The organism is Asanoa ishikariensis (genome assembly GCF_900107455.1).
Lineage (GTDB): Bacteria > Actinomycetota > Actinomycetes > Mycobacteriales > Micromonosporaceae > Asanoa > Asanoa ishikariensis.
Genome location: NZ_FNQB01000003.1, coordinates 684422 through 706303, shown reverse-complemented (window position 1 = coordinate 706303; position 21882 = coordinate 684422). Strand labels below are relative to the sequence as shown.

Here is a 21882-nt window from a genome sequence, read left to right as displayed (position 1 = left end):
CGCTGACCGGACCCATGGACGCACCGACCGCGGACTCCGCCCCGACCCGGCCACTGGCCATGTCGGACGTGGCCGCCCGCGCGGGCGTGTCGCACCAGACCGTGTCGCGGGTGATCAACCGCCACCCCAACGTGGCGGTGGCCACCCGGGCACGGGTCCTGGCGGCGATCGCGGAGCTCGGGTACCGCCCCAACGGGGCGGCCCGGGCCCTCGCCACCGGTTCGACCCGCACCATCGGCCTGGTCACCTCCAACATCAGCCAGTACGGGCCGGCGCAGACGATGCTCGGCCTGGAGCACGCGGCCCGCGAGGCCGGCTACTTCCTGACCGTCTCCGTGCTCGACGACGCCGGCGCCCGCACCATGACCGAGGCGATCGACCGGCTGGCGACCCAGTCGGTGGACGCGATCGTCGCGCTGAGCACCTATGACGAGGCGGTGCTGGCCCTGCGCGAGGTGCACGCCGCCGTTCCGCTGATCACGGTCCAGGCCAGCGGCGACGGAGACGGCCCGGCGGTCTGGGTCGACCAGGAGACGGGAGCCGCGCTGGCCACCCGGCACCTGCTCGACCTCGGGCATCGCACCGTCCACCACGTCAGCGGGCCGGCCGGGTCGATCGAGGCGGCCGCCCGTGCCTCGAGCTGGCGGGCGGTGCTCGACTCCGCCGGCGCGCGGCCGCCGTCGATGCTGCGCGGCGACTGGTTGCCGGCCTCGGGGCACGCGGCCGGCCGGGAGCTGGTCGCCCGGCGGCGCGGCGGCGAGTCGGTGACCGCCGTGTTCGTCGCCAACGACCAGATGGCCTTCGGGCTGCTCAACGCCTTCCACGAGGCCGGCCTGCGGGTGCCCGACGACGTCAGCGTCGTCGGCTTCGACAACGTGCCGGAGGCGCCCTACTACATCCCGCCGTTGACCACGGTCCGGCAGGACTTCGCTGAGTTGGGGCGACGGGGCGTGCAGCTCGTGCTCGGGCTGCTCGGCGGCGAACAGGCACGACCGTGTCCGGTCGTGCCGCAGTTGTTGGTGCGGGCCACCACCGCACCACCGACCCGGGGGAAAGGGTGACTCATGTACGTCGTCGGAGTCGACTTCGGCACGCTGTCCGGGAGGGCGGTCGTGGTCCGGGTAGCCGACGGGGCGGAGCTTGGCAGCGCCGTCTCGGTGTACGACCACGCCGTGGTCGAGAACCGGCTGCCGGCCACCGGTGAGCGGTTGCCGCCGGACTGGGCGCTGCAGATGCCGGGGGACTGGTTGGCGGTGCTGCGCGACGCGGTGCCGGCCGCGGTCCGCGCCAGCGGGGTCGATCCCGCTGAGGTGATCGGCATCGGCACCGACTTCACCGCCTGCACCGTGCTGCCGACCACCACGGACGGCACGCCGCTGTGCGAGCTCGATTCCTTCCGCGAGCGGCCACACGCGTACCCGAAGCTCTGGAAGCACCACTCCGCCCAGCCGCACGCCGACCGGATCAACGCGCTGGCCGCCGCGCGCGGTGAGACCTGGCTGGCCCGCTACGGCGGCAAGATCTCCAGCGAGTGGGAGTTCGCCAAGGCGCTCCAGGTGCTCGAGGACGACCCCGAGGTGTACGCGGCCATGGACCGCTGGGTCGAGGCCGCCGACTGGATCGTGTGGCAGCTCTGCGGCAGCTACCTGCGCAACGCCTGCACGGCCGGCTACAAGGGGATCTACCAGGACGGCGCCTACCCGTCCCCGGACTACCTGGCCGCGCTCAACCCCGCGTTCGGCGCTTTCGTCACGGACAAGCTGGAGCACGAGATCGGCCAGCTCGGCGCGTTGGCCGGTGGACTGACCGCCGAGGCGGCGGCCTGGACGGGTCTTCGCGAGGGCATCGCCGTCTGTGTGGGCAATGTGGACGCGCACGTCACCGCGCCCGCCGCCAAGGCCACCGAACCCGGCCAGATGCTGATGGTGATGGGCACCTCGACGTGCCACGTGATGAACAGCGACCGGCTCGGCGAGGTGCCGGGTATGTGCGGCGTGGTCGACGGCGGCATCGTGCCGGGGCTCTACGGCTACGAGGCCGGCCAGAGCGGCGTCGGTGACATCTTCGCCTGGCACGTCGACAACTTCGTGCCCGCGTCCTATGTGGAGGCGGCGGCCGCGGCCGGTGTCGGGGTGCACGACCACCTCACCGCGCTGGCCGCCGAGCAGGAGGTCGGCGAGCACGGCCTGGTCGCGCTCGACTGGCACGGCGGCAACCGGTCGGTGCTGGTCGACCACGAGCTGTCCGGCGTGCTGGTCGGCACCACCCTGGCCACCCGCCCCGAAGACGTCTACCGGGCGCTGCTGGAGGCCACCGCGTTCGGCACCCGCACGATCGTCGAGGCCTTCGAGAGCAACGGCGTCGAGGTGTCGGAGCTGGTGGTGGCCGGCGGGCTGCTGCGCAACGCGTTCCTCATGCAGCTCTACTCGGACGTCTGCCGGCGCCCGCTGTCGGTGATCGACTCCGAGCAGGGTCCGGCGCTGGGCTCCGCGATCCACGCGGCCGTCGCCGCGGGCTCCTACCCGGACGTGCACGCCGCAGCCGAGGCGATGGGCAAGGTCCGGCGGGCCGTGTACGTGCCGGACGACCGGCGCGCGGCAGCCTACGACGCGCTCTACGCGGAGTACCAGCTCCTGCACGACCACTTCGGCCGGGGCGGCAACGACGTCCTGCACCGGCTGCGCGACATCCGCCGCACCGCCAAGGAGTCCTCGTGAGCATCCCGACCCAGCGCACGGAGCAGGGCTCGCACCGGGACCAGCGCACCCACGTGGCGGCGCTGCACAACGAGCTCGTCCGCTACGCGCTGGTCGCGTGGACCAGCGGCAACGTCTCCGAGCGGGTGCCCGGTGAGGACCTGTTCGTGATCAAGGGCAGCGGGGTCTCGTACGACGAGCTGTCCTGGGACGGCATCACCGTGTGCGACCTGGACGGCAACGTCGTCGACGGGGTACGCGCCCCGTCCAGCGACACCGCCGCGCACGCCTACGTCTACCGGCACCTGCCGGAGGTCAACGGCGTCGTGCACACGCACAGCCCGTACGCGACCGCCTGGTCCGCCCGTGGCGAGGCGATCCCGTGCGTGATCACCGCGATGGCCGACGAGTTCGGCGGCCCGATCCCGGTCGGCCCGTTCGCCCTGATCGGCGACGACTCCATCGGCCAGGGCATCGTGGCCACCCTGGCCGGCCAGCGCTCGCCGGCCGTGCTCATGCGCAACCACGGCGTCTTCACCATCGGCGGCAGCGCCCGCGCGGCGGTCAAGGCGGCGGTGATGTGCGAGGACGTGGCCCGCACGGTGCACCTGGCCCGGCAGCTCGGCGAACCCCTCCCGATCGCCCAGGCCGACATCGACTCCCTCTATGAGCGGTACCAGAACGTCTACGGGCAGCGTTGAAAGGAAACATCGTGATCGACGACCCCTTCGCCGGCAAGGAAGTGTGGTTCCTGACCGGCAGCCAGGGCCTGTACGGCGAGGACACTCTCGCCCAGGTCGCCGAGCAGTCGCAGCGGGTGGCGGCGGCCATCGACGCGGCCGGCGACGTGCCGGTCCGGATCGTCTGGCAGCCGGTGCTGACCAGCTCCGACGCGATTCGCCAGATCATCGGGCGGGCCAACGAGCACCCGGCCTGCGTCGGCGTGATCACCTGGATGCACACGTTCTCGCCGGCCAAGATGTGGATCGCGGGCCTCGACGCGCTGCGCCGCCCCTTGCTGCACCTGCACACCCAGGCCGACGCCGCCCTGCCGTGGGCGACCATCGACATGGACTTCATGAACCTCAACCAGGCCGCGCACGGTGACCGGGAGTTCGGCTACGCGCTGACCCGCCTGCGCGTCCCGCGGACCACGGTGGCCGGGCACGTCAGCGACCCGGTGGTGGCGGCCCGGATCGGCTCGTGGGCGCGCGCCGCGACCGGTGTGGCCGAGGCCCGCTCGCTGCGGCTGGCCCGGTTCGGCGACAACATGCGCGACGTCGCGGTGACCGAGGGCGACAAGGTCGAGGCGGAGCTGCGGGTCGGCGTCTCCGTGAACGGCTACGGCGTCAACGACCTGGTGTCGGTCGTGGACTCGGTGTCCGACTCTGACGTGGACCAGGTCGTAGCGTCCTACCTGGACTCCTACGAGGTGGCCGACGACCTGCGTCCGGGCGGTGAGCGGCCCGAGAGCGTCCGCTACCAGGCGCGGATCGAGGCCGGGCTCCGCTCGTTCCTGACCGCCGGCGGCTTCCGGGCCTTCACGACGAACTTCGAGGACCTCGGCGGGCTCCGGCAGCTCCCCGGGCTCGCGGTGCAGCGCCTGATGGCCGACGGCTACGGCTTCGGCGGCGAGGGCGACTGGAAGACCTCCGCCCTGCTGCGGATCCTCAAGGTCGTCGGTGCCGGCCGGGCTGGTGGCACGTCCTTCATGGAGGACTACACCTACCACTTCGGCCCCGGCACCCCGAAGATCCTCGGCGCGCACATGCTGGAGGTCTGCCCGACGATCGCCGGCGACCGCCCGCGCGTCGAGGTGCACCCGCTGTCCATCGGCGGCCGCGAGGACCCGGCCCGGCTGGTGTTCACCGCGGCCACGGGTCCGGCCGTGACGGTCGGCTGGGCCGACCTCGGCGACCGGTTCCGCTGGGTGGCCAACGACGTCGACCTGGTCGAGCCGGACGAGCCGCTGCCGAACCTGCCGGTGGCGCGGGCCGTATGGGAACCGCGGCCGGACTTCTCCACCGCCACCGAGGGCTGGCTCACCGCCGGCGGGCCGCACCACACGGTGCTGTCGACCGCGGTGACCGCCGAGGAGGTCGGCACGCTCGCCGACCACCTGGGCATCGAGCTCGTGCACATCGAGGCCGGCACGACCCGCCGCGGTCTGGCCAAGGAGCTCCGCTGGAGCGCCGCGTACCACCGGCTGGCCCAGGGCATCTGAGGTTTCGATAGGGGGCGCGGCCCGGCCGCGCCCCCTATCTCTGGGCTCAGATCGCCGTCGTCCGGCTGAGGTGCTCCCATTCGTCGACCTCGGCCAGCAGCGCCGCGTGGTGCTCGCGCAGGCCGTCGACCGCGTCGCCGCCGAGCAGGAGCCGCAGTGGCGGGCGCTCGCTGTCCAGCGCGGCCAGGATCGCCGCCACACCCTTGACCGGGTCGTTGGGCTCCGCGGCGGTCAACTCCTGGGTGAACCGGCGGGTCGCACCCGCTGTCTCGGCGTACGCCGGCAGCTCCCGGGTGACGTACTTGTTGTTGTTGAACTCGGTGCGGAACGCGCCGGGCTCCACGATCAGCACCCGCACGCCGAGCGGCGCGAGCTCCGTGGCCAGCGTCTCGGAGAAGCCCTCCAGCGCCCACTTGGCCGCGTGGTAGGCGCCGAAGGCCGGGTACGTCTTGCGGCCGCCGATCGAGCTCATCTGCACGATCGTCCCGCTGCCCTGGGTCCGCATCAGCGGCACGACGGCCTTGGTGACCTCGGCCGCGCCGAAGAAGACGACGTCCAACTGCTCGCGCAGCTCGGACATGGTGAACTCCTCGACGGCGCCGAGCACCAGCGAGCCGGCGTTGTTGACCAGGACGTCGATCCGGCCGTAGGCGGCGAGCGTCGCCTCGACGGCCGCGGCTATCGAGTCCGGGTCGGTGACGTCCAGCGCCGTGGTGGTGATCCGGCCCTGGCCCGCCTCCGCCAGCCCGGTCAGCGTCTCGGGCCGGCGCGCGGTGGCCATCACCCGGTCGCCGGCGGCCACCGCGGCGAGCGCGAGCTCGCGGCCGAAGCCTGAGGAACATCCGGTGATCAACCAAACTCTGTTCTGCATGTGTCGATGCTGCGGTCGGCCGGTTGGTCGCGGCCAACACCGGTTACCTGGCGTAGCGGTAGGTTCGGGCTGTGACCCCTGATCTTCGGCAGTTCAGGTACTTCGTGGCCGTCGCCGAGGAGTCCTCGTTCACCCGGGCCGCGACCCGGCTGATGATCGCGCAACAGTCGCTGTCACAGCAGATCACCGCGCTGGAACGGAACCTCGGGGTCAAACTGTTCGAACGCGACAGCCGGGGCACCAGACTGACCGAAACAGGGACGTTGTTCCTCCCGGAGGCACGTGCGGCCCTGGCCCGCGCCGACGAGGCCGTCGCCGTCGTCCAGCGGGCGCGGCGCGGCGAGGTCGGTGAGCTACGACTGGCGTTCCTGGCCACCACCGCCAACCACCTGCTGCCGCCGATCGTCCGGGCCGCCCGCTCGCACCTCCCGGAGGTCTCGGTTCTTACCACCGAGACCACCATCGGGCCGCTGGTGGACGGGATGCTCGACGGGAGCTACGACCTGGCCTTCACCCGGCCGCCGCAGGTGCCGGGCCTGGCCACCCACACGATCGCCACCGAGCAGGTCTGCGCGGTCCTGCCCGCCGGCCACCCGCTCGCCGACCGCGCCTCGCTCGCTCTGGCCGACCTGGCGGGGGAGCGCTGGGTGATGACGCCTCGCAGCTCCTGGGAGCCCTGGCACCGGGCGTTCGACGAGAGCTTCCGGGCCGCGGGTTTCACTCCGGAGGTCGTCGCCCGCGACGCCAGCGTGCAGGGGTTGCTGGGCCTGGTCGCGGCCGGCGTCGGCGTCACCCGGCTGGGCTGGTCGGCACACCACCTGCGCCGCACGGGCGTCGTGTTCGTCCCGCTGACCGGCGAGCTCATGCCGACCGACATGGTGTGGCGGCCCGACAACACGGCACCCGCCCTGCGCCGGCTCCGTGAGGTGGTCACCGACCTGGCCGCCAGCACGGACCTCACCGAGGCCGGCTGACCACCCACAGGCTCTGCCTGGCGGCGTGTCAGGCAACGGGTGTTGGCCGGTCCGGCCTCGTCCGCCGCAAGATCGATCGCATGACGAACCACGAATCCGACCGGGCGGCGCTCCGCGACCTGGTCGACGCCTACGCGCGCCTGGCCGACCGGCGCGACCCGGCCGGGCAGGCGGCGCTGTTCACGCAGGACGCCCGCGTCACCGTCTTCATGGGCGGCACCGACGCGGGCGAGCCGGCCCAGGTCATCGAGGGCCGCACGACGCTCGAGTCCGAGTTCGGTGCCCTGCGGAACTACGAGCAGACCACCCACTTCAACGGCCAGAGCACGGTGACGGTCGAGGGAGACGGCGCGACCGGCGAGACCTACTGCCTCGCGCACCACCTGTGGACCGAGGACGGCGGGCGCGTCCTGATGGTCATGTCGATCCGCTACCACGACCGCTTCGTGCGCCAGGACGGCCGCTGGCTCTTCGCCGAACGCCAGCTCCTCGTCGACTGGGTCGACCGCCGCCCGACCACGGCCTGACTGCTCTTGCCTTGACGTCGGCGGCAAGGTCTAGCGTCGGGTCCATGCTGATCGGGGAGTTGGCCGAGCAGGCCGGCACGAGCACCCGGGCGCTGCGCTACTACGAGACGCACGGGCTGTTGCGGGCCGGGCGCTCGGCCAACGGTTACCGCGTCTACGACGACGCGGAGCTGCGGGTGGTGCGGGAGATCCGGACTCTGCTCGGGATCGGGTTCGCACTCGACGACATCCGTCCGTTCGTCGACTGCCTGCGGGCCGGGCATCCGTCGGGCGACGTCTGCCCGGACTCGGTCGCGGTGCTCCGCCGCAAGATCGCCGAGGTGGACGCCGGGATCGACCGGATGCGCGAGGTGCGCGACCGGCTCCACGCCCAGTTGACCGTCGCCATCGAGAGCCGGGAGAACACATGCTCCAGCAGGACCTGCTAGTCACCGTGACCGACGAGACCTTCGCCGACGTCGTCCTGGCGTCCCCGAAGCCGATCGTGGTCGACATCTGGGCCGAGTGGTGCCCGCCCTGCCACGCGATCTCCCGGAGCCTGGCCGAGCTCGCCGTCGAGTTGGACGGGCGCATGACGGTGGCCACCCTGGACGCCGACGCGAACTCCGAGACCTGCCGGGCGTACGAGGTGCGCTCGCTACCGACCCTGCTCGTCTTCCGCGCCGGCGAACTGGTCAGCGCCACCGTCGGCGCCCGTCCCAAGTCGGCGTTGCGCGACCTGCTTACCCGGCACCTCTGAGGCCGGTCACCGCCAGTCCTCGATCGTCTCGACCGCGAGCGGGGCGAAGCGGCGCAGGTCGGCCACGGCCGTGTGCTCGTTCTCGGAGTTGCCGGTCATCAGCACGGTCACGACGTCACCGACCCGGATGACCATGGCTCGGATCTCCCACCGGGGGCGGCCGCCGTCGCCCGACCTCGTCACCTGCTCCAGCACCTGCACCGACTCGTCCCCGTACCCCGGGGAGCTCTCGGTCCGGATTTTGATCGTGAGAGCGCCGTCCGTGACGGAGTCGCAGCTCGCGAGGTCGGCGCGCACCTCGCGGATGACCTGGGCCGCCCCGCCGTGGCGGTGTGCGGAGATCATCTGGGTGACCCACCCACCACCCTCGTAGTCGGTGGTCTGGGCCCGCCGGGCGGTCGCCGTCGGATGGTCGCGCAGCGGGTTGTCGCACAGCCTGGGCACCTCCAGGCCGGCGCCCACGAGATCGGGCCGTGCGCCCGCGAGGCGCATGTCGCGGGGGATGACGAGGAAGGCCCGGTCCGGAATGGTCGTGACCACCGGGCGCGCCGAGTTAGGCGGCCGGCTGGGTGGTGTCGAGGTCGGCGGCGCGATCGGCGGCGCGGTCGGCGAGGCGGTGGGCGGGGTCGGTGTCGGGCTCCGCTGGACCGTCGGGCTCGGTGGCGCGACGGGCTGCGGACGCGGCGCCGGCGCGCCGAGGACCGCTACGCCGGTCGCGCCGAGCACGGCGACGACGGCTCCGGCCACGACGGCCATCCGGCGGTGGGCGTACCGGTCCGCGTCCCGGCGGAGGGCCTCCGCGCCGGGCAGTCGAGTGCCATCCACAGTGGAGGCGAGTTTCGCGTACTGGCTCTCGAAGTCACGCATCCTGCGCCTCCAGATCGAAGCCGGTCCCGGCGAGCTGCAGCGCGAGGCGCTCGCGGCCGCGGGCCAGCCAGGACTTCACCGTGTTGGGTTTCGCGCCGATCTCGGCCGCGATCTCGTCGACCGACCGGTCGCACAGGTAATGCAGAGCCAGCGCGCGGCGGTGGTTCGCCGGCAGCGCGCGCAGGGCCTCGACCAGCAGAACAGTGTTCTCGTCCGGTGGTGGTGCCGGTGGTGGTGGGCCGGTGCGGCGCAGCAACGCCGCGATGCCGCTGATCCGTCGCCAACGGTCGGTGGCCAGGCGACTGACCACCAACCGCACCCAGGCCTCCGGCGCCGGATGGGCCGCGACCGTGTCCCAGCGCCGCCACGCCCGGGCGTACGCCTCCTGGACCGCGTCCTGCGCCTCCGTCGCGTCTCCGACGACGCCGACGGCGTAGCGCAGCGTTCGTACCGCTGTCGCGCGGTAGAACTCGTCAAAACTTTGTGCGTCCCGCACCGAGTCTCTCCTCCCCGTGGATACACCTCTTTTACTTTGGGGAGGCCTGCCCGGTTGCAGGACCGCCTGTCGGGTCCACGACGCGCCATAAATCCGTTGCCGGCGCCTCCGCGGATGTGTTGAGGTGGCTGTCTAACGAAAGGGGATTCCTGAGATGCGTGCAGCTCGCGTGTTCGTTCCGTCGGCCCATTCCGCCCACGTGAAGGACAGCTCGCTTGCGCACGCTCAACCTCGGAATCCTCGCCCATGTCGACGCAGGTAAGACCAGCCTGACCGAGCGGCTTCTGCACGCCGCCGGTGTGATCGACGAGCTCGGCTCCGTCGACGACGGCAGCACCCGCACCGACACGCTCGCCCTCGAACGGCAGCGCGGCATCACGATCAAGTCGGCCGTGGTGTCGTTCCCGATCGACGACGTCACCGTCAACCTGATCGACACACCCGGCCACCCGGACTTCATCGCCGAGGTGGAGCGGGTCCTCGCCGTGCTCGACGGCGCCGTCCTGGTGGTCTCCGCCGTCGAGGGCGTCCAACCGCAGACCCGGGTGTTGACCCGGGCGCTGCGCCGGCTGGGCATCCCGCTGCTGGTCTTCCTCAACAAGGTCGACCGCGGCGGTGCCCGGCCGGCCGCGCTGCTCGCCGACCTCGAGCGGCGCCTGGACCTGCGCCCACAGCCGATGGGATCCGTCCGGGACGCGGGGACCCGCACGGCCTCCTTCGCACCGGGCGAGCCGGGCCTGGCCGACCTGCTCGCGGTGCGCTCGGACGCGGTGCTCGCCGCATTCGTCGAAGACGGCGTCGTCGCCGCGGCCCGCCTCCGCGCGGAGCTCGCCGCGCAGACCGCCAGATCCTGGGTGCATCCCGTGTACGCGGGGTCGGCGATCACCGGCACCGGCGTACCCGAGCTGATGACGGGGATCCGCGACCTGCTCCCGGCCGCGGGCGGTGACCCGGAGGCTCCGCCGTCCGGCACCGTGTTCAAGGTCGAGCGCGGCCCGGCCGGCGAGAGGCTGGCGTACGTGCGGATGTTCGACGGCACGCTCGCGGTGCGCGACCGGGTGTCGCTGCGGGACGCGGACGCGAAGATCACCGGGATCGGCGTCTTCGCGGACGGTGCGCTGACGTCACGCGCCGCGGTGCCGGCCGGGCGGATCGCGGTCGTGCGTGGCCTGTCCGAGGTGCGGATCGGCGACACCGTCGGTCGGGCGCGGCCAGGTGCGAGACGGCATTTCGCCCCGCCGTCCCTGGAGACCGTGGTGGTGCCGGATCGCCCGGGCCAGGCCGGGGCGCTGCACGCGGCCCTGACCGAGCTGGCCGAGCAGGACCCGTTGATCAATCTGCGCCGCGACGACGTGCGCGACGAGACGTCGGTGTCGCTGTACGGAGAGGTCCAGAAGGAGGTGATCCAGGCGACCCTGGCCGACGAGTACGACCTGGCGGTCACCTTCCGCGAGTCGACCACCATCTGCGTGGAGCGGGTGGTCGGCAGCGGCGAGGCGCACGAGCTCAAGCACGAGGCGCCGTTCCTCGCCACCGTCGGCCTGCGGGTCGAGCCCGGCTCGGTCGACTCCGGCGTCGTGTTCCGGCTCGGCGTCGAGCTCGGTTCGATGCCGCCCGCGTTCTTCGCCGCGGTCGAGGAGACCGTGCACGAGGTGCTCGGCGCGGGGCCGCACGGCTGGCGGGTGGTGGACTGCGTGGTGACGATGACGCACTCGGGCTACTACGCCCGGCAGAGCCACGCCCACGGCACGTTCGACAAGAGCATGTCCAGCACGGCCGGCGACTTCCGCAACCTGACGCCGCTGGTGCTGATGGCCGCACTGCGCCAGGCCCGGACGGCCGTGCACGAGCCGGTGCACCACTTCCGCCTGGAACTGCCGGCCGACCTGCTGGGCGCGGTGCTGCCCGTACTGGCCAAACACCGTGCCCTGCCGACCGACACCGCCACGGCCGGCGCGGTCGCGATCGTCGAGGGCGACATCCCGGCCGCCCGGGTGCACGCCCTGGAGACCCGGCTGCCGTCACTGACCCGTGGCGAGGGGGTGCTGGAGAGCGCCTTCGACCACTACGGCGCGGCCCCGTGCCCGTGGCCGGAACGCCCGCGCACGGACCACAACCCGCTGGACCGCCGCGAGTACCTGCTGCACGTACAACGGCGGGTTTAAGAAGATCAGGCCGGCGCGCGGTGGTCGTACTGCGCGATGTCGAGCGCCGGCAGCCACTTCTCGCGGCTCCACGTGAAGATCTCGGCCTGGGGCGGGAACCACTCGTCGAGGCGGTCCAGAGTGCCTTCCTGCACGAAGACGATGCCCGGGAAGTCCTTGAGGTTGTTGGTGTACGCACGGGAGCCGCAGTTGGTGCAGAAGACGCGATCAAGTCCCTTGCCCGCGCACGTTTCGGCGTCCGGGCCGTAGGAGTAGGTCTTGGTGGTGTCCGCGCCGGACACGGTGAAGTCCGCATCGGGCACCGCCGCGAAGGTCGCCATCTCTCCACCCGAGGATCGCTTGCAGTCTGTGCAGTGGCAGTTGGCGATGAAGCTCGGCTCACTGTCGAACCCGTATGTCACTGCGCCACAGGCGCAGCTACCGGTGTACTTCTTGGACATCTGATCCTCCCGACACAGTCATCTCCGGACCCGCCTCGAATCGTGGGCCTTTCCTCGAACATATGTCGAGCGTCTTGACGACCACTTGATTCCTGGTGCGCTCAGGCTGGCTGGCGCGACCCGTGCACCTCGACGAGCCCGTCGACACCGCGTAGGAAGGTCTCGCAGATCGCGGCCGGGTCGAACAGGCACCCGGCCGCCATGGCGCCGTCGCGGAGCATCACAAAGTGCTGCGCGGCCCCTTCGGCCCCAGTCACCTCGATGCGCTCCATCAGGGTGTTGATCGTGTCGAGGAACCACCCCCGATGGGCGAGAACCGCCTGATGCACGGGATGGGCGAGATCGGGATATTCCGCCACCGCGTTCAGGAAGGCGCAGCCGCGGAAGCCGGGCGACTGGATGCCCTCGGCGATCGCCGCCGCGACGGCCCGGACGGCGTCACCCGCCGATGCGCCCGCGGCGGCGATCGCCGCCTCCACCTGGCCGCGGATGCCCTGGTCGGCGCTCTGCAGGTAGGCGAGGACCAGGTCTTCCTTGCCGGGGAAGTGCCGATAGAAGGTGGCCCGGGTCACCTTCGCCTCGGCGATGATCCGGTCGACGCCGACCGAGTGGATGCCCTCGGCGTAGAAGACTCCGGTCGCCGTGGTCAGGAGCCGGAGGCGTGCCTCGGACGGCTGGGTCCCGGGTTCACTGCGAGCCATGTGCCCATCGTAGCGGATAGAACGTTCTGTCTTGACAGTTCGCGCCGCGGTTGTCATCGTGGGGGAGACAGAACGTTCGTTCTGCTGCGCACCATCGAAAGGCTGACCATGACCACCGTGACCGCACCCGCCTTCTCGACGACGGCGGCCGCGCTCCGGCGCCTGTACTTCGCCCGCTTCGCGTTCGCCATCGTCTGGGCCGTCGTGACGTTCGCGGTCGCCGACGAGCTCAACGTGCTCGCCGCCACGCTCCTCGTGCTCTACCCGCTGGTCGACGCGGCCGCCGCGGTCGTCGACCTACGCTCCTCGCGCACCTCGTCCACCCTGCTCTACGTCAACATCGTGGTCAGCCTGCTTGCCGCGGTCGGTCTGGCCGTGGCCGGCGCTTCCGGCATCCCGGCGGTCCTGCGCGTGTGGGGCGCCTGGGCGGTGGTGGCGGGGTTGGTTCAGCTCATCGTGGGTCTTACCCGCCGCGGAATGAGCGGTCACTGGCCGATGATCATCAGCGGCGGCCTCTCTGTGCTCGCCGGCGGGTCGTTCGTCGCGGCTGCCTCCGCCGACGACCCGGCGCTGACCAACGCGATCGGCTATGCCATCCCCGGCGCCATTTTCTTCCTCATCGCCGCGATCCGGCTGCGCCGCAAGGCGAAGACCAACTGAGATGGACTGGTGGCGAGCTCAGCCATCCCGACTAGCGAAGGAGGGCGTCATGCCCACCAAGATCACGTTGATCGTCGACAATCCAGCGGACCCGGACGCGTTCGAGAAGGCGTACGCGGAGGTGCGGCAGGCCGCGAAAACGCTGCCGAAGCTCCAGTGGGTCGAATCGGCCAAGGTGTGGCCGAAGGAGGACGGCTCGCCCACTCCCGCGTACCGCACACTCGACCTGTACTTCGACAGCTACGAGGACGCTTCGGCCGCGGTCGCCACCCCGGCCGCCGCAGCCCTGTTCGGTGGGCTCGCGGGAACACAGGTGACTTTCACGGGGCTGTTCTCGGACATCGAGTAGTCGTAAAGGCGGCGGCGCTAGGCTGTCGCGGTGCGTCCTGTCCTGATCGCCGAGGTCGCACTCCCGCCCGTGGGACGGATCAGCCACGTCGCCGGAGTCGGGTGGATGGTCGCTCACCCCGCCGAATCGTCGGTGACGGTCCTGGACGCCGACCTTCACGTCGCGACGCGGTACCTCCCGGACCGCATTGCCGACGAGATCCCCGGACCACTCGACCTCTGGTGAGCGGACCTGCCGCAGCGATTGGTGACCTCAGTCCGGGCGGAGGAAGCCCGACAGCAGTTGCCTGAACTCGCGCGGGTGCTCGATCGCCGGCACGTGCCCGCATCGGCCGAGCACGTGCAGACGGACATCGGCCAGGTGTTCGAGCAGGGGCAGGGCTGCCGTCCCGAGCGGGGTGACCCGGTCCTCGGCCCCGTGAACGAGCAGCACGGGCGCGCGGATCGCTGCCAGCGTGTGCGCCGAGAGGGTGAGCTCGTCGACCCACCGTGTCCTAGGTGGAGGGAACAACGACGCGTACGCGGCCGCACCCGCTCGCATCGCGGCCGCGCGGGCATCGACGGCCGAATCGGTCACGAGCGCTTGGTCGAGGACGAGGCGGCTCAGCATGTCTCGTGCCCCGAGCGGGCCGGCGGGGGCGGCCCAGAGCGCGTCGAGGTCGGCGGACAGGGGCGCCCCGGGGGCGCCCATCGTCGAGACCGCCACGACACGGGTGACCTGCTGGGGGCGCGCGGCCGCCAACGCCAGCGCCACGGCACCGCCCATGGAGTGACCCACCACGGCGTAGTCGTCGATGCCGAGCGCGTCCATCAGGCTCGCGGCCTGCTCCGTCCAGAGCCGGAGCCCACCCCTGGAGCCCGCCGGGACCGGTGTGCGGCCGAACCCCGCCTGGTCAGGAGCCACCACGTGCCAGGACGTGCCCAGCGCCTGCGCCGTCGTCGCCCAGGCGCCGGACCCGGTCGTGCCGGGTCCGGAGCCGTGCAGCATCAGCACCGCGGGCCCGGTGCCGCTCTCCAGGACCTGGACGGGTGAACCATCCACCGTGATCGTCCGAAGTGGTGTCACCAGGGCAAAGCTCAGTTGACGGACTTCGAGAAGAGCTCCATCATCGCCCTGCCGAACTGCGGCATGTCGGGCCAGCCCCGGCAAGAGACGAGGTTGCCGTCCACGACGTCGGGAGCGTCGATGACGGTCGCGCCCGCGTTCTCCATGTCACCGGTGATGGGCGGGAAGCACGCCGTCTTTCGACCCTTGAGCAGCCCGTACACCGCTGGCACCTGCGCGCCGTGGCACACCAGCGCGATGGGGAGGTTACGCGCGAAGAAGTGCTCCGTGATGCGCCTGACGTCGGCGTCGACACGGATCCACTCGGGGGCACGGCCCCCGGGGATGATGAGGGCGTCATAGCGCTCGACGTCGACGTCAGCCCAGGGCACGTCGACCGGCAGCTTCCGGCCGTTCTTCTCCACATAGGCGTCGGAGTTGGGGTCGAACTCGTGGATGACCAGTTGCACGTCACGCATCGTCCGTGACGAGACGTCAACGTCCCAGCCGCCCTCCTGCACGCGGTAGTAGGGATACATGGTGTCGAGCTCCTCGGCGGCATCGCCGGTCAGGAGCAGTGCTCTGGGCACCTGCTTCTCCTCGCATCTGGGCGCGGGTGAGGTGGATCCAATCCAATCCGATCCGATTGAGGTAGCATTCCTCGGCCCAGCCCGGCCGTCAAGCCTCTGCCGCCATCCCGTCCGCGTCCTTGACCTCGTCGAACACCCGTCGAAATCGGTCGCCGGACCGCAGGATGTGCCGACGCATCGCGTAGGCGGCGGCGTCGGGGTCACGCGCGGCGATCGCGGCCACGACTTCCTCGTGCTCGGCCATGGCCAGGTGGGTGACCTGGGCGTCGCGGTGGAGCCGGAAGAGGTGCACGTGGCTGTGCAGGCGAGCGAGCGCTTCGCGGATGACCTGGTTCTCCGCGCTCAGGGCGACGAGATCGTGAAAAGCGGCGTCGCGCAGCCCGAAGGCGCCGTAGGCCATGGGCCCGTTGCCGCCCTCCAGCTCCGCCATCTCCTCCAGCATTCGGCGCAGGCCGTCCACCTGCGCAAGGGATGCGCGTTCGGCGGATCTGCGCGCCGCGGCCGGCTCGAGGAGCAGGCGGACCTCGAGCATGTCCTCGAATCGGTGCCGAGTGATCTGGGGTGGAATGCGGTAGCCGGCATGGGGCACACGCACGACCAGGCCCTCGGCCTCCATGCGGTTCAGCGCGTCTCGGATCGGCGTCTGCGAGACCCCTAGCTCGCGCGCCAGGACGTCGATCGTGACGCGGGAGCCAGGCTCGATCCGTAGCGACATGAGCTGTCCGAGCAGCGTGTCGTACACCTCGTCGGCAAGCCGGCCGCCAGATCTTCCCGGCGGTATTCCGCCCGCCACGGCCCTGCGGCCCTGCGCGGTCATCGCTTCGTCGTCCATCGTGACGTGCGGTCCTTTCCTGCGTCTTCGCGAACCCGTTGACATCAGTCACAACCCTGCGGCATTCTGACGCCCCCAGGCGATCGTATAGGAAATCCGACGGATGCTCGCCGTCCGGCACCACCGCGGAACCGGTCAGCCATCTGTTCATTTCGATCTCCGGCCCCCGGCGACAGCCCGGCGACACGCCTGCACAACCCAGCAACTGCTCGGCGAAGCGCATAGCGAGGCCCTGAAGTCCCCACCCAGAAAGCAGGCAAGAAGATGCGGCATCCAAAGCGAAAAGGACGACCGTTCCTTCCCGGTCGAAAGGTGCGGTTGGCGACGGCCGCCATGCTGCTGGCGGCCACGACCCTGGCGGCTTGCGGCGACGACGGCAAGGACGACGGCGGGAAAGCGAGCGCCCCCAAGGCGCCGGCGACCATCCCGGAGCTCACCAAGGACCCGCTGACCCTCAGCTTCATCTGGTTCGAATGGCCGCCCGCCCAGGCGCTGGAAGACTTCGCGAACGCGGAGTACAAGAAGGAACGGCCGAACGTGACCGTCAAGGTCAACACCGTGCCGAACGCGAACTGGCACGACGCGATGTTCACCCAGTTCGCCGCGCGCAAGACCGACTTCGACATCGCGATCCTGGACTCGCAGCACATCGGCGAGGCCGTGACGAACGGCAACATCCTCGACATCACCGACTTCGTCAAGGGCAACATCGACGTCAACGCCTACAACCCGTACCTGCTGGCGGCGTACGGCCAGTTCCCGCAGGCGGAGACCGGAAAGCGCGACGAGAACGCCAGCCTGTACGGGCTGCCGCTGCTCGGCGACACCTGGACGATGATCTACCGCAAGGACCTGATCGGCGACAAGCCACCGCAGACCTGGGACGAGATGATCTCGGTCGCCGACAAGTGCCAGAAGGACAACCCTGGCGTGAGCGGGCTGGCCTTCCACCAGGCCAACGGCTCGGACGCCGCGGCCGTCACCTACAACACGGTCAACGGCGTCTACGGCGGCAACCTCTGGGACTCCAAGACCCGCAAGATCGACGGCGTCCTCAACGACGCCGCGGGCCAGGAGGCGATGGACGTCCTGGTCAACAAGATGAAGCCGCTGACCGCCACGGGCTCCGGCAACTGGTTCATCGACGAGGTGAACGCGGCCGTCGCCCAGGGCAAGGCCTGCATCGCGTTCAACTGGATCGCCGCCAGCGGCGGCCTGCTGGACCCGAAGCAGTCGACGCTCGGCACCACGCGGGAGCAGATCCTCGGCAAGCTGGGCTTCGCCACCCTGCCGAGCCAGAAGACGAACCTGGTGCCGCTCGGCGGCATGGGGATGCACGTGTCGGCCTACTCCGCCGCGGCGAACCAGGCCGAGGCCCTGAACTTCATGAAGTGGTTCGAGCAGGCTGACATCCAGAAGAAGTGGGCCGCGGCCGGTGGCGTGCCGTCGCGTACGGACGCCATCGAGTCGCCGGAATTCCTCAACGCCGGGCCGTTCAACAAGGTGTACGCCGACTCGGTCTCGCGGATGCGGGACATGTGGAACGTGCCCGAGTACGCGCGCCTCGTCGACATCGAGAACACCAACGTGAACGCGGCTCTCAACGGCGCGAAGAGCCCGAAGGAAGCGCTCGACGACATCGCCAAGGAGCAGCAGGGCGTGCTCGACTCCAGCAGCCGCAAGGGCGGCGACGGATTGTGAGTGACCCTGTCCCTCTGACTACCGACCACCCTGGGCAGGTGGCGTCCGCGACGCCGCCTGCCCAGGGGCGGTCCCCCCGGTTGAGCGACCGCGGGCTCGCCGTGGCCTTCATCTCCCCCGCGCTGCTGCTGTTGCTCGCCATGTCGGTGTTCCCGTTGCTGTGGGCGTTGTACCTGTCTTTCACCGACTACTCGGCCACCCGCGGCGGGCCCGCCCGCTGGGTCGGGTTCGGGAACTACACCGCCATCCTGGCTTCGGCGCAGGTCCACCAGAGGGCCTTGACGACGTTGCTCTACGTGGTCGGGGCGGTCGGCCTGCAGACCGTGCTCGGGTTCTCCATCGCCTACCTGATCTCCCGGCGTACGCGCGGGCGAGGACTGCTGACCACCGTGTTCCTCGTTCCGATGATGCTGTCGCCGGTCGTGGTCGGGCTGTTCTGGCGATTCATGCTCGACGCGCAGTTCGGCGTGGTCAACAGCATGCTCGGCTCGCTCGGCATAGGGCCGGTGGAGTGGCTCACCCGGCAGCGGACGGCGTTGGTCTCCCTGATCGTGGTCGACACCTGGCAATGGACGCCGTTCATCATGCTCATCGCGCTCGCGGGCCTTACCGCGGTTCCCAAGTACCTGTACGAGGCCGCCTCGATCGACCGGGCGTCAGAGTGGTTCCGGTTCCGCACCATCACTCTTCCGCTGGTGTGGCCGCTGCTCCTCATCGCCGTGCTGTTCAGGGCCATCGAGGCCTTCCGGCTGTTCGACCTCGTCTACATCCTGACCAACGGGGGTCCGGGAGTCTCCACGGAGACGTTGTCCTTCCACGTCTACAAGGTCGCGTTCCTGGGCTTCAACACCGGAACCGCCTCGGCGTACGGAATCCTCATGGTCCTCGTCGTCATCGTCCTCACGCAGCTCTACCTGCGCTACCTGAACAAGCTCAAGGAGGACTGATGGGCGTCTCCGTCAACGAGGCGGTGTCCACAGATCCGGTTCGGGATCACCCGCCGCCCGCGCGGCGCCGTGGCGGCCGGGGCCGCTCCGCGCTGGAGGTCGCGCTCCTGACCGTACTGGCCATCGTGATGCTCTTCCCTGTGCTGTGGATGATCGAGACGTCCATCAAGGAGAACCGGGACGTCTACGCCATCCCGGCCAAGTTCTTCAACTTCCAGTTCACCATGGACCATTTCAAGGACGTGTTCGTCGGCGCAGGCGGCGGTCGCTCGGCCTTGTCGGTCTCGTTCCTCAACTCCGTCGTGGTCGCTGGGGTCTCCACGGTCCTGGCCACCGTGCTGGGGGTCCCGGCGGCGTGGGCCTACTCACGCTTCGCCGTGAAGGCCAAGAAGGATCAGCTGTTCTTCATCTTGTCCACGCGCTTCATGCCGCCCGTGGTGGTCGTGATCCCGATCTTCCTCATGTACCGCCAGGTCGGACTCATCGACACCGAGCTCGGCCTGATCCTCATCTACGCCGCGTTCAATCTCCCATTCACGATCTGGATGATGAAGGGGTTCGTCGACGAGGTGCCCGCGGAGTACGAGGATGCCGCCATGCTCGACGGCTACACCCGCCTGCAAGCGTTCCGGCGTTTCACCCTTCCCCTGCTCGTGCCCGGCATCGCCGCGACGGCGGTCTTCGCGCTCATCTTCTCGTGGAACGAGTTCGTGTTCGCCATCTTCCTCACCTCCAGCGACGACGTGCGGACGGCACCGCCCGCCATCGCCGGCCTCATCGGTGGCACCACTGTGGACTGGGGCCTCGTGGCCGCCTCCTCCGTGGTGTTCGCCCTACCGGTGCTCGTCTTCGCCTATCTGGTGCGCAAGCACCTCGTCGCCGGCGTGACGCTCGGGGCGGTGCGACGCTGATGGCGGGCATCGAGGTGACCGCGCTGCACAAGCGCTACCCGGACGGGACGGTCGCGGTCGACCACGTGGACCTGTCCATCGGCGACGGCGAGCTGTTCGTGATGCTCGGCCCTTCGGGTTGCGGCAAGACGACCACGCTGCGGGCCATCGCCGGCCTGGCGAGGCAGACGACGGGCGACATCCGCATCGGCGACACGCTGGTCAACGACCTGCCGCCCGCCGAGCGCGACATCGCCATGGTGTTCCAGTTCTACGCTCTCTACCCGCACCTGCGAACCCGCGACAACCTGGCGTTCCCGCTGCGGGCCGAGGGACTGCCCAAGGCGGAGGTACGCGAGCGGGTCGAGGAGGCCGCCCGGCTGATGCGGCTCGGTCCGCTCCTGGACCGGCGCCCACGCCGGCTGTCCGGCGGGGAGCAGCAGCGCGTCGCGCTCGCGCGCGCCCTGGTGCGACGCCCGCGCGCATTCCTCATGGACGAGCCGCTCACCAATCTGGACGCGGAGCTGAGGGCGGACATGCGCACGGAGATCAAGCACCTGCAGGGGGAGCTCGGGACGACGATGGTCTACGTCACCCACGACCAGGTCGAGGCGATGTCGCTCGGTCACCGGATCGCCATCCTCAACAAGGGCCGCGTCGAGCAGATCGGCACGCCGCTGGAGGTCTACGACCGTCCGGCGACGCTCTTCTGCGCCGCGTTCATCGGCTCACCGCCGATGAACCTGATCGAGGTGGAGGTGGCCGACGGGAAGCTGCGCGGCAAGGGTGGGCTGGTCCTCACGCCACCGCCAGGCCTGCCGCGCGACCGTGACCTGGTCGCGGGCGTCCGGCCGGAGGCGCTGGAAGTGACAGAGCCAGGAGCGGAACGTTCGGTCCCGGCCCGCGTGGCATCGGTGGAGTGGCTGGGCGACGAGATCATCTACGTGGTCGACCACGGCGGCGAGCGCGACGTGCGGGTTCGGATGCCACCGACCGGCCGTTTCGCCGCTGACGCACCGGTCGGGCTGCGGCACACCGGTGGGACCCCGGCGGTCTACGACGTGAAAACGGAAGAGCTGGTGGCCTGATGGGAACCGTGGCGGTGCAGGGGCTGTGCAAGTCCTTCGGCAAAGTCCAGGCCCTGGACGGGGTGACGCTGGACGTGCCGGACGGCTCGTTCTTCGTCGTGCTCGGGCCCTCCGGGGCGGGCAAGACGACGACCCTGCGAGCGATCGCCGGCCTCGAGAAGCTCGACGCCGGCTCGGTGCGGTTGGACGGGCGGGACGCGACCGCTGACACCCCGGCCGCACGCGACCTGGCCATGGTCTTCCAGAGCTACGCCCTCTACCCGCGACACACGGTGTACGAGAACATCGCTTCGCCGCTGCGGGCACGCCGCCGCTCTTCGAGCGAGATCGCCGCCGCCGTCGAGCGGATGGCGAGCCTGCTGCACATCGAACGGCTGCTGCAGCGTCGTCCCGCGCAGTTGTCGGGCGGGGAGATGCAGCGTGTCGCGCTGGCCCGGGCGCTGGTCCGCAGCCCGCGCGCGTTTCTCATGGACGAGCCGCTGACGAACCTCGACCTCAAGCTCCGCGTCGAGATGCGCACCGAGCTCACCCGCATCCACCGCAGCCTCGGAGCGACCTTCGTCTACGTGACCAACGACCAGGTCGAGGCCCTGTCCATGGCCGACCAGGTCGCGGTCCTCAAGGACGGCAAGGTGCAACAGGTCGGCACGCCGACCGAGGTGTACGAGCGTCCGGCCAACCAGTGGGTCGCCGGATTCGTCGGGAGCCCGCCGATCAGCCTGCTCGCCTGCCACGCCGAGGGAGATCGCCTGGTCGGTGCGGAAGGTTGGACGCTGCCGCGGCCCGGCTGGACCACGGCGCAGGACGGTCGTCCGCTGCTGCTGGGCCTGCGCGCGGAGGACCTGTCCGTCGAGCGGCGTGGGGACGCGTCATTGTCGGGGGAGCTCTACGGGCTCGAGCCGCTCGGTGACCGAACGGTGGTCGACGTCCGGGTGGGCACGAAGATCCTCAAGGTCAAGGCACGACCCACCGTCACCGGTACGCCGGGCGAGCCGCTGCTGGTGACGGTCGACCTGGACCGTGCGCACCTGTTCGATGCGGGCACCGGGGTGTCGCTGTCCGGGGCCGGGCGGTAACCGCG

Annotated in this window: 25 protein-coding genes; 17 read left to right on the top strand and 8 right to left on the bottom strand. The window is 70.5% G+C overall.

Translation table 11 applies throughout. From position 1 onward, the window contains the following. Positions 1 to 14: 14 nt before the first annotated feature. The 4 genes from BLV39_RS27305 to araA are packed head-to-tail and all read left to right on the top strand — an operon-like array spanning position 15 to position 4920. A complete protein-coding gene (locus BLV39_RS27305) occupies positions 15 to 1061 on the top strand; it encodes a LacI family DNA-binding transcriptional regulator (protein WP_090799028.1) in 1047 nt (348 codons plus the stop codon). A gap of 3 nt (positions 1062 to 1064) precedes the next feature. Then, a complete protein-coding gene (gene araB, locus BLV39_RS27300) occupies positions 1065 to 2717 on the top strand; it encodes a ribulokinase (RefSeq protein ID WP_090799026.1) in 1653 nt (550 codons plus the stop codon). Continuing rightward, on the top strand, positions 2714 to 3397 hold the full coding sequence (locus BLV39_RS27295; RefSeq protein WP_239083449.1) for an L-ribulose-5-phosphate 4-epimerase: 684 nt from the start codon (positions 2714 to 2716) through the stop codon (positions 3395 to 3397). Before araB ends, BLV39_RS27295 begins: the two co-directional genes overlap by 4 nt. 14 nt (positions 3398 to 3411) lie before the next feature. Continuing rightward, positions 3412 to 4920: an L-arabinose isomerase gene (araA, locus tag BLV39_RS27290; RefSeq protein WP_090800672.1), complete on the top strand. Its 1509-nt coding sequence runs from the start codon at positions 3412 to 3414 to the stop codon at positions 4918 to 4920. A 46-nt stretch (positions 4921 to 4966) separates the two neighbouring features. On the opposite strand, the gene BLV39_RS27285 is transcribed toward araA, so the two are convergent. Then, a complete protein-coding gene (locus tag BLV39_RS27285) occupies positions 4967 to 5791 on the bottom strand; it encodes an SDR family NAD(P)-dependent oxidoreductase (protein ID WP_090799024.1) in 825 nt (274 codons plus the stop codon). Positions 5792 to 5862: 71 nt separating this feature from the next. Here BLV39_RS27285 and BLV39_RS27280 point away from each other — a divergent pair, with 71 nt between their 5' ends. The 4 genes from BLV39_RS27280 to BLV39_RS27265 all read left to right on the top strand — a co-directional run bounded on the left by BLV39_RS27280 (position 5863) and on the right by BLV39_RS27265 (position 8031). Beyond that, positions 5863 to 6765: a LysR family transcriptional regulator gene (locus BLV39_RS27280; RefSeq protein ID WP_090799022.1), complete on the top strand. Its 903-nt coding sequence runs from the start codon at positions 5863 to 5865 to the stop codon at positions 6763 to 6765. Between the two features lie 80 nt (positions 6766 to 6845). Next, positions 6846 to 7292: a nuclear transport factor 2 family protein gene (locus BLV39_RS27275; protein ID WP_090799020.1), complete on the top strand. Its 447-nt coding sequence runs from the start codon at positions 6846 to 6848 to the stop codon at positions 7290 to 7292. Between the two features lie 44 nt (positions 7293 to 7336). Further along, positions 7337 to 7720, top strand: a complete 384-nt coding sequence (locus BLV39_RS27270; RefSeq protein WP_090799018.1) for a MerR family transcriptional regulator — start codon at positions 7337 to 7339, stop codon at positions 7718 to 7720. After that, positions 7699 to 8031 (top strand): thioredoxin family protein, encoded by a 333-nt coding sequence (locus BLV39_RS27265; RefSeq protein ID WP_090799016.1) that lies wholly within the window; start codon positions 7699 to 7701, stop codon positions 8029 to 8031. Before BLV39_RS27270 ends, BLV39_RS27265 begins: the two co-directional genes overlap by 22 nt. 6 nt (positions 8032 to 8037) lie before the next feature. On the opposite strand, the gene BLV39_RS27260 is transcribed toward BLV39_RS27265, so the two are convergent. Beyond that, the gene (locus BLV39_RS27260) at positions 8038 to 8898 is read right to left on the bottom strand and encodes a hypothetical protein (RefSeq protein ID WP_090799014.1); all 861 of its coding nucleotides are present in this window, start codon (positions 8896 to 8898) and stop codon (positions 8038 to 8040) included. Then, complete coding sequence (locus BLV39_RS27255; RefSeq protein WP_090799011.1) at positions 8891 to 9394, bottom strand: sigma-70 family RNA polymerase sigma factor; 504 nt, start codon at positions 9392 to 9394, stop codon at positions 8891 to 8893. Before BLV39_RS27255 ends, BLV39_RS27260 begins: the two co-directional genes overlap by 8 nt. A gap of 215 nt (positions 9395 to 9609) precedes the next feature. Here BLV39_RS27255 and BLV39_RS27250 point away from each other — a divergent pair, with 215 nt between their 5' ends. After that, on the top strand, positions 9610 to 11559 hold the full coding sequence (locus BLV39_RS27250; protein WP_090799009.1) for an elongation factor G: 1950 nt from the start codon (positions 9610 to 9612) through the stop codon (positions 11557 to 11559). A 5-nt stretch (positions 11560 to 11564) separates the two neighbouring features. Here the strand turns inward: BLV39_RS27250 and BLV39_RS27245 are convergent, their stop codons facing one another. Beyond that, on the bottom strand, positions 11565 to 11999 hold the full coding sequence (locus BLV39_RS27245) for a GFA family protein (protein WP_090799006.1): 435 nt from the start codon (positions 11997 to 11999) through the stop codon (positions 11565 to 11567). A 101-nt stretch (positions 12000 to 12100) separates the two neighbouring features. Then, positions 12101 to 12700, bottom strand: coding sequence for a TetR/AcrR family transcriptional regulator (locus BLV39_RS27240; RefSeq protein ID WP_090799003.1), 600 nt, complete (start codon positions 12698 to 12700; stop codon positions 12101 to 12103). A 108-nt stretch (positions 12701 to 12808) separates the two neighbouring features. On the opposite strand from BLV39_RS27240, the gene BLV39_RS27235 reads away from it, so the two are divergent. From BLV39_RS27235 to BLV39_RS27225, 3 genes are read left to right on the top strand one after another with little or no spacing between them, the layout of a single operon-like run. Further along, complete coding sequence (locus BLV39_RS27235) at positions 12809 to 13360, top strand: hypothetical protein (RefSeq protein WP_090799001.1); 552 nt, start codon at positions 12809 to 12811, stop codon at positions 13358 to 13360. Between the two features lie 49 nt (positions 13361 to 13409). Then, positions 13410 to 13709: an EthD domain-containing protein gene (locus BLV39_RS27230; protein ID WP_090798998.1), complete on the top strand. Its 300-nt coding sequence runs from the start codon at positions 13410 to 13412 to the stop codon at positions 13707 to 13709. A 30-nt stretch (positions 13710 to 13739) separates the two neighbouring features. After that, positions 13740 to 13934, top strand: coding sequence for a hypothetical protein (locus BLV39_RS27225; protein WP_090798996.1), 195 nt, complete (start codon positions 13740 to 13742; stop codon positions 13932 to 13934). A 27-nt stretch (positions 13935 to 13961) separates the two neighbouring features. Here the strand turns inward: BLV39_RS27225 and BLV39_RS27220 are convergent, their stop codons facing one another. From BLV39_RS27220 to BLV39_RS27210, 3 genes are all read right to left on the bottom strand, one after another. Further along, positions 13962 to 14774 (bottom strand): alpha/beta fold hydrolase, encoded by an 813-nt coding sequence (locus BLV39_RS27220; protein ID WP_090798994.1) that lies wholly within the window; start codon positions 14772 to 14774, stop codon positions 13962 to 13964. A gap of 11 nt (positions 14775 to 14785) precedes the next feature. After that, the gene (locus BLV39_RS27215; protein WP_090798992.1) at positions 14786 to 15343 is read right to left on the bottom strand and encodes a DJ-1/PfpI family protein; all 558 of its coding nucleotides are present in this window, start codon (positions 15341 to 15343) and stop codon (positions 14786 to 14788) included. Between the two features lie 88 nt (positions 15344 to 15431). Next, on the bottom strand, positions 15432 to 16175 hold the full coding sequence (locus BLV39_RS27210; protein ID WP_090798990.1) for a GntR family transcriptional regulator: 744 nt from the start codon (positions 16173 to 16175) through the stop codon (positions 15432 to 15434). A gap of 312 nt (positions 16176 to 16487) precedes the next feature. Between BLV39_RS27210 and BLV39_RS27205 the strand changes: the two genes are divergently transcribed. From BLV39_RS27205 to BLV39_RS27185, 5 genes are read left to right on the top strand one after another with little or no spacing between them, the layout of a single operon-like run. Further along, positions 16488 to 17876: an extracellular solute-binding protein gene (locus BLV39_RS27205; protein ID WP_239083451.1), complete on the top strand. Its 1389-nt coding sequence runs from the start codon at positions 16488 to 16490 to the stop codon at positions 17874 to 17876. Positions 17877 to 17914: 38 nt separating this feature from the next. Beyond that, a complete protein-coding gene (locus BLV39_RS27200; protein WP_239083452.1) occupies positions 17915 to 18823 on the top strand; it encodes a carbohydrate ABC transporter permease in 909 nt (302 codons plus the stop codon). After that, positions 18823 to 19734, top strand: coding sequence for a carbohydrate ABC transporter permease (locus BLV39_RS27195; RefSeq protein WP_090798983.1), 912 nt, complete (start codon positions 18823 to 18825; stop codon positions 19732 to 19734). Before BLV39_RS27200 ends, BLV39_RS27195 begins: the two co-directional genes overlap by 1 nt. Continuing rightward, positions 19734 to 20801 (top strand): ABC transporter ATP-binding protein, encoded by a 1068-nt coding sequence (locus BLV39_RS27190; RefSeq protein ID WP_090798981.1) that lies wholly within the window; start codon positions 19734 to 19736, stop codon positions 20799 to 20801. The genes BLV39_RS27195 and BLV39_RS27190 overlap by 1 nt, the downstream gene beginning before the upstream one ends. Beyond that, a complete protein-coding gene (locus BLV39_RS27185; RefSeq protein WP_090798979.1) occupies positions 20801 to 21877 on the top strand; it encodes an ABC transporter ATP-binding protein in 1077 nt (358 codons plus the stop codon). Before BLV39_RS27190 ends, BLV39_RS27185 begins: the two co-directional genes overlap by 1 nt. Positions 21878 to 21882 lie beyond the last annotated feature (5 nt).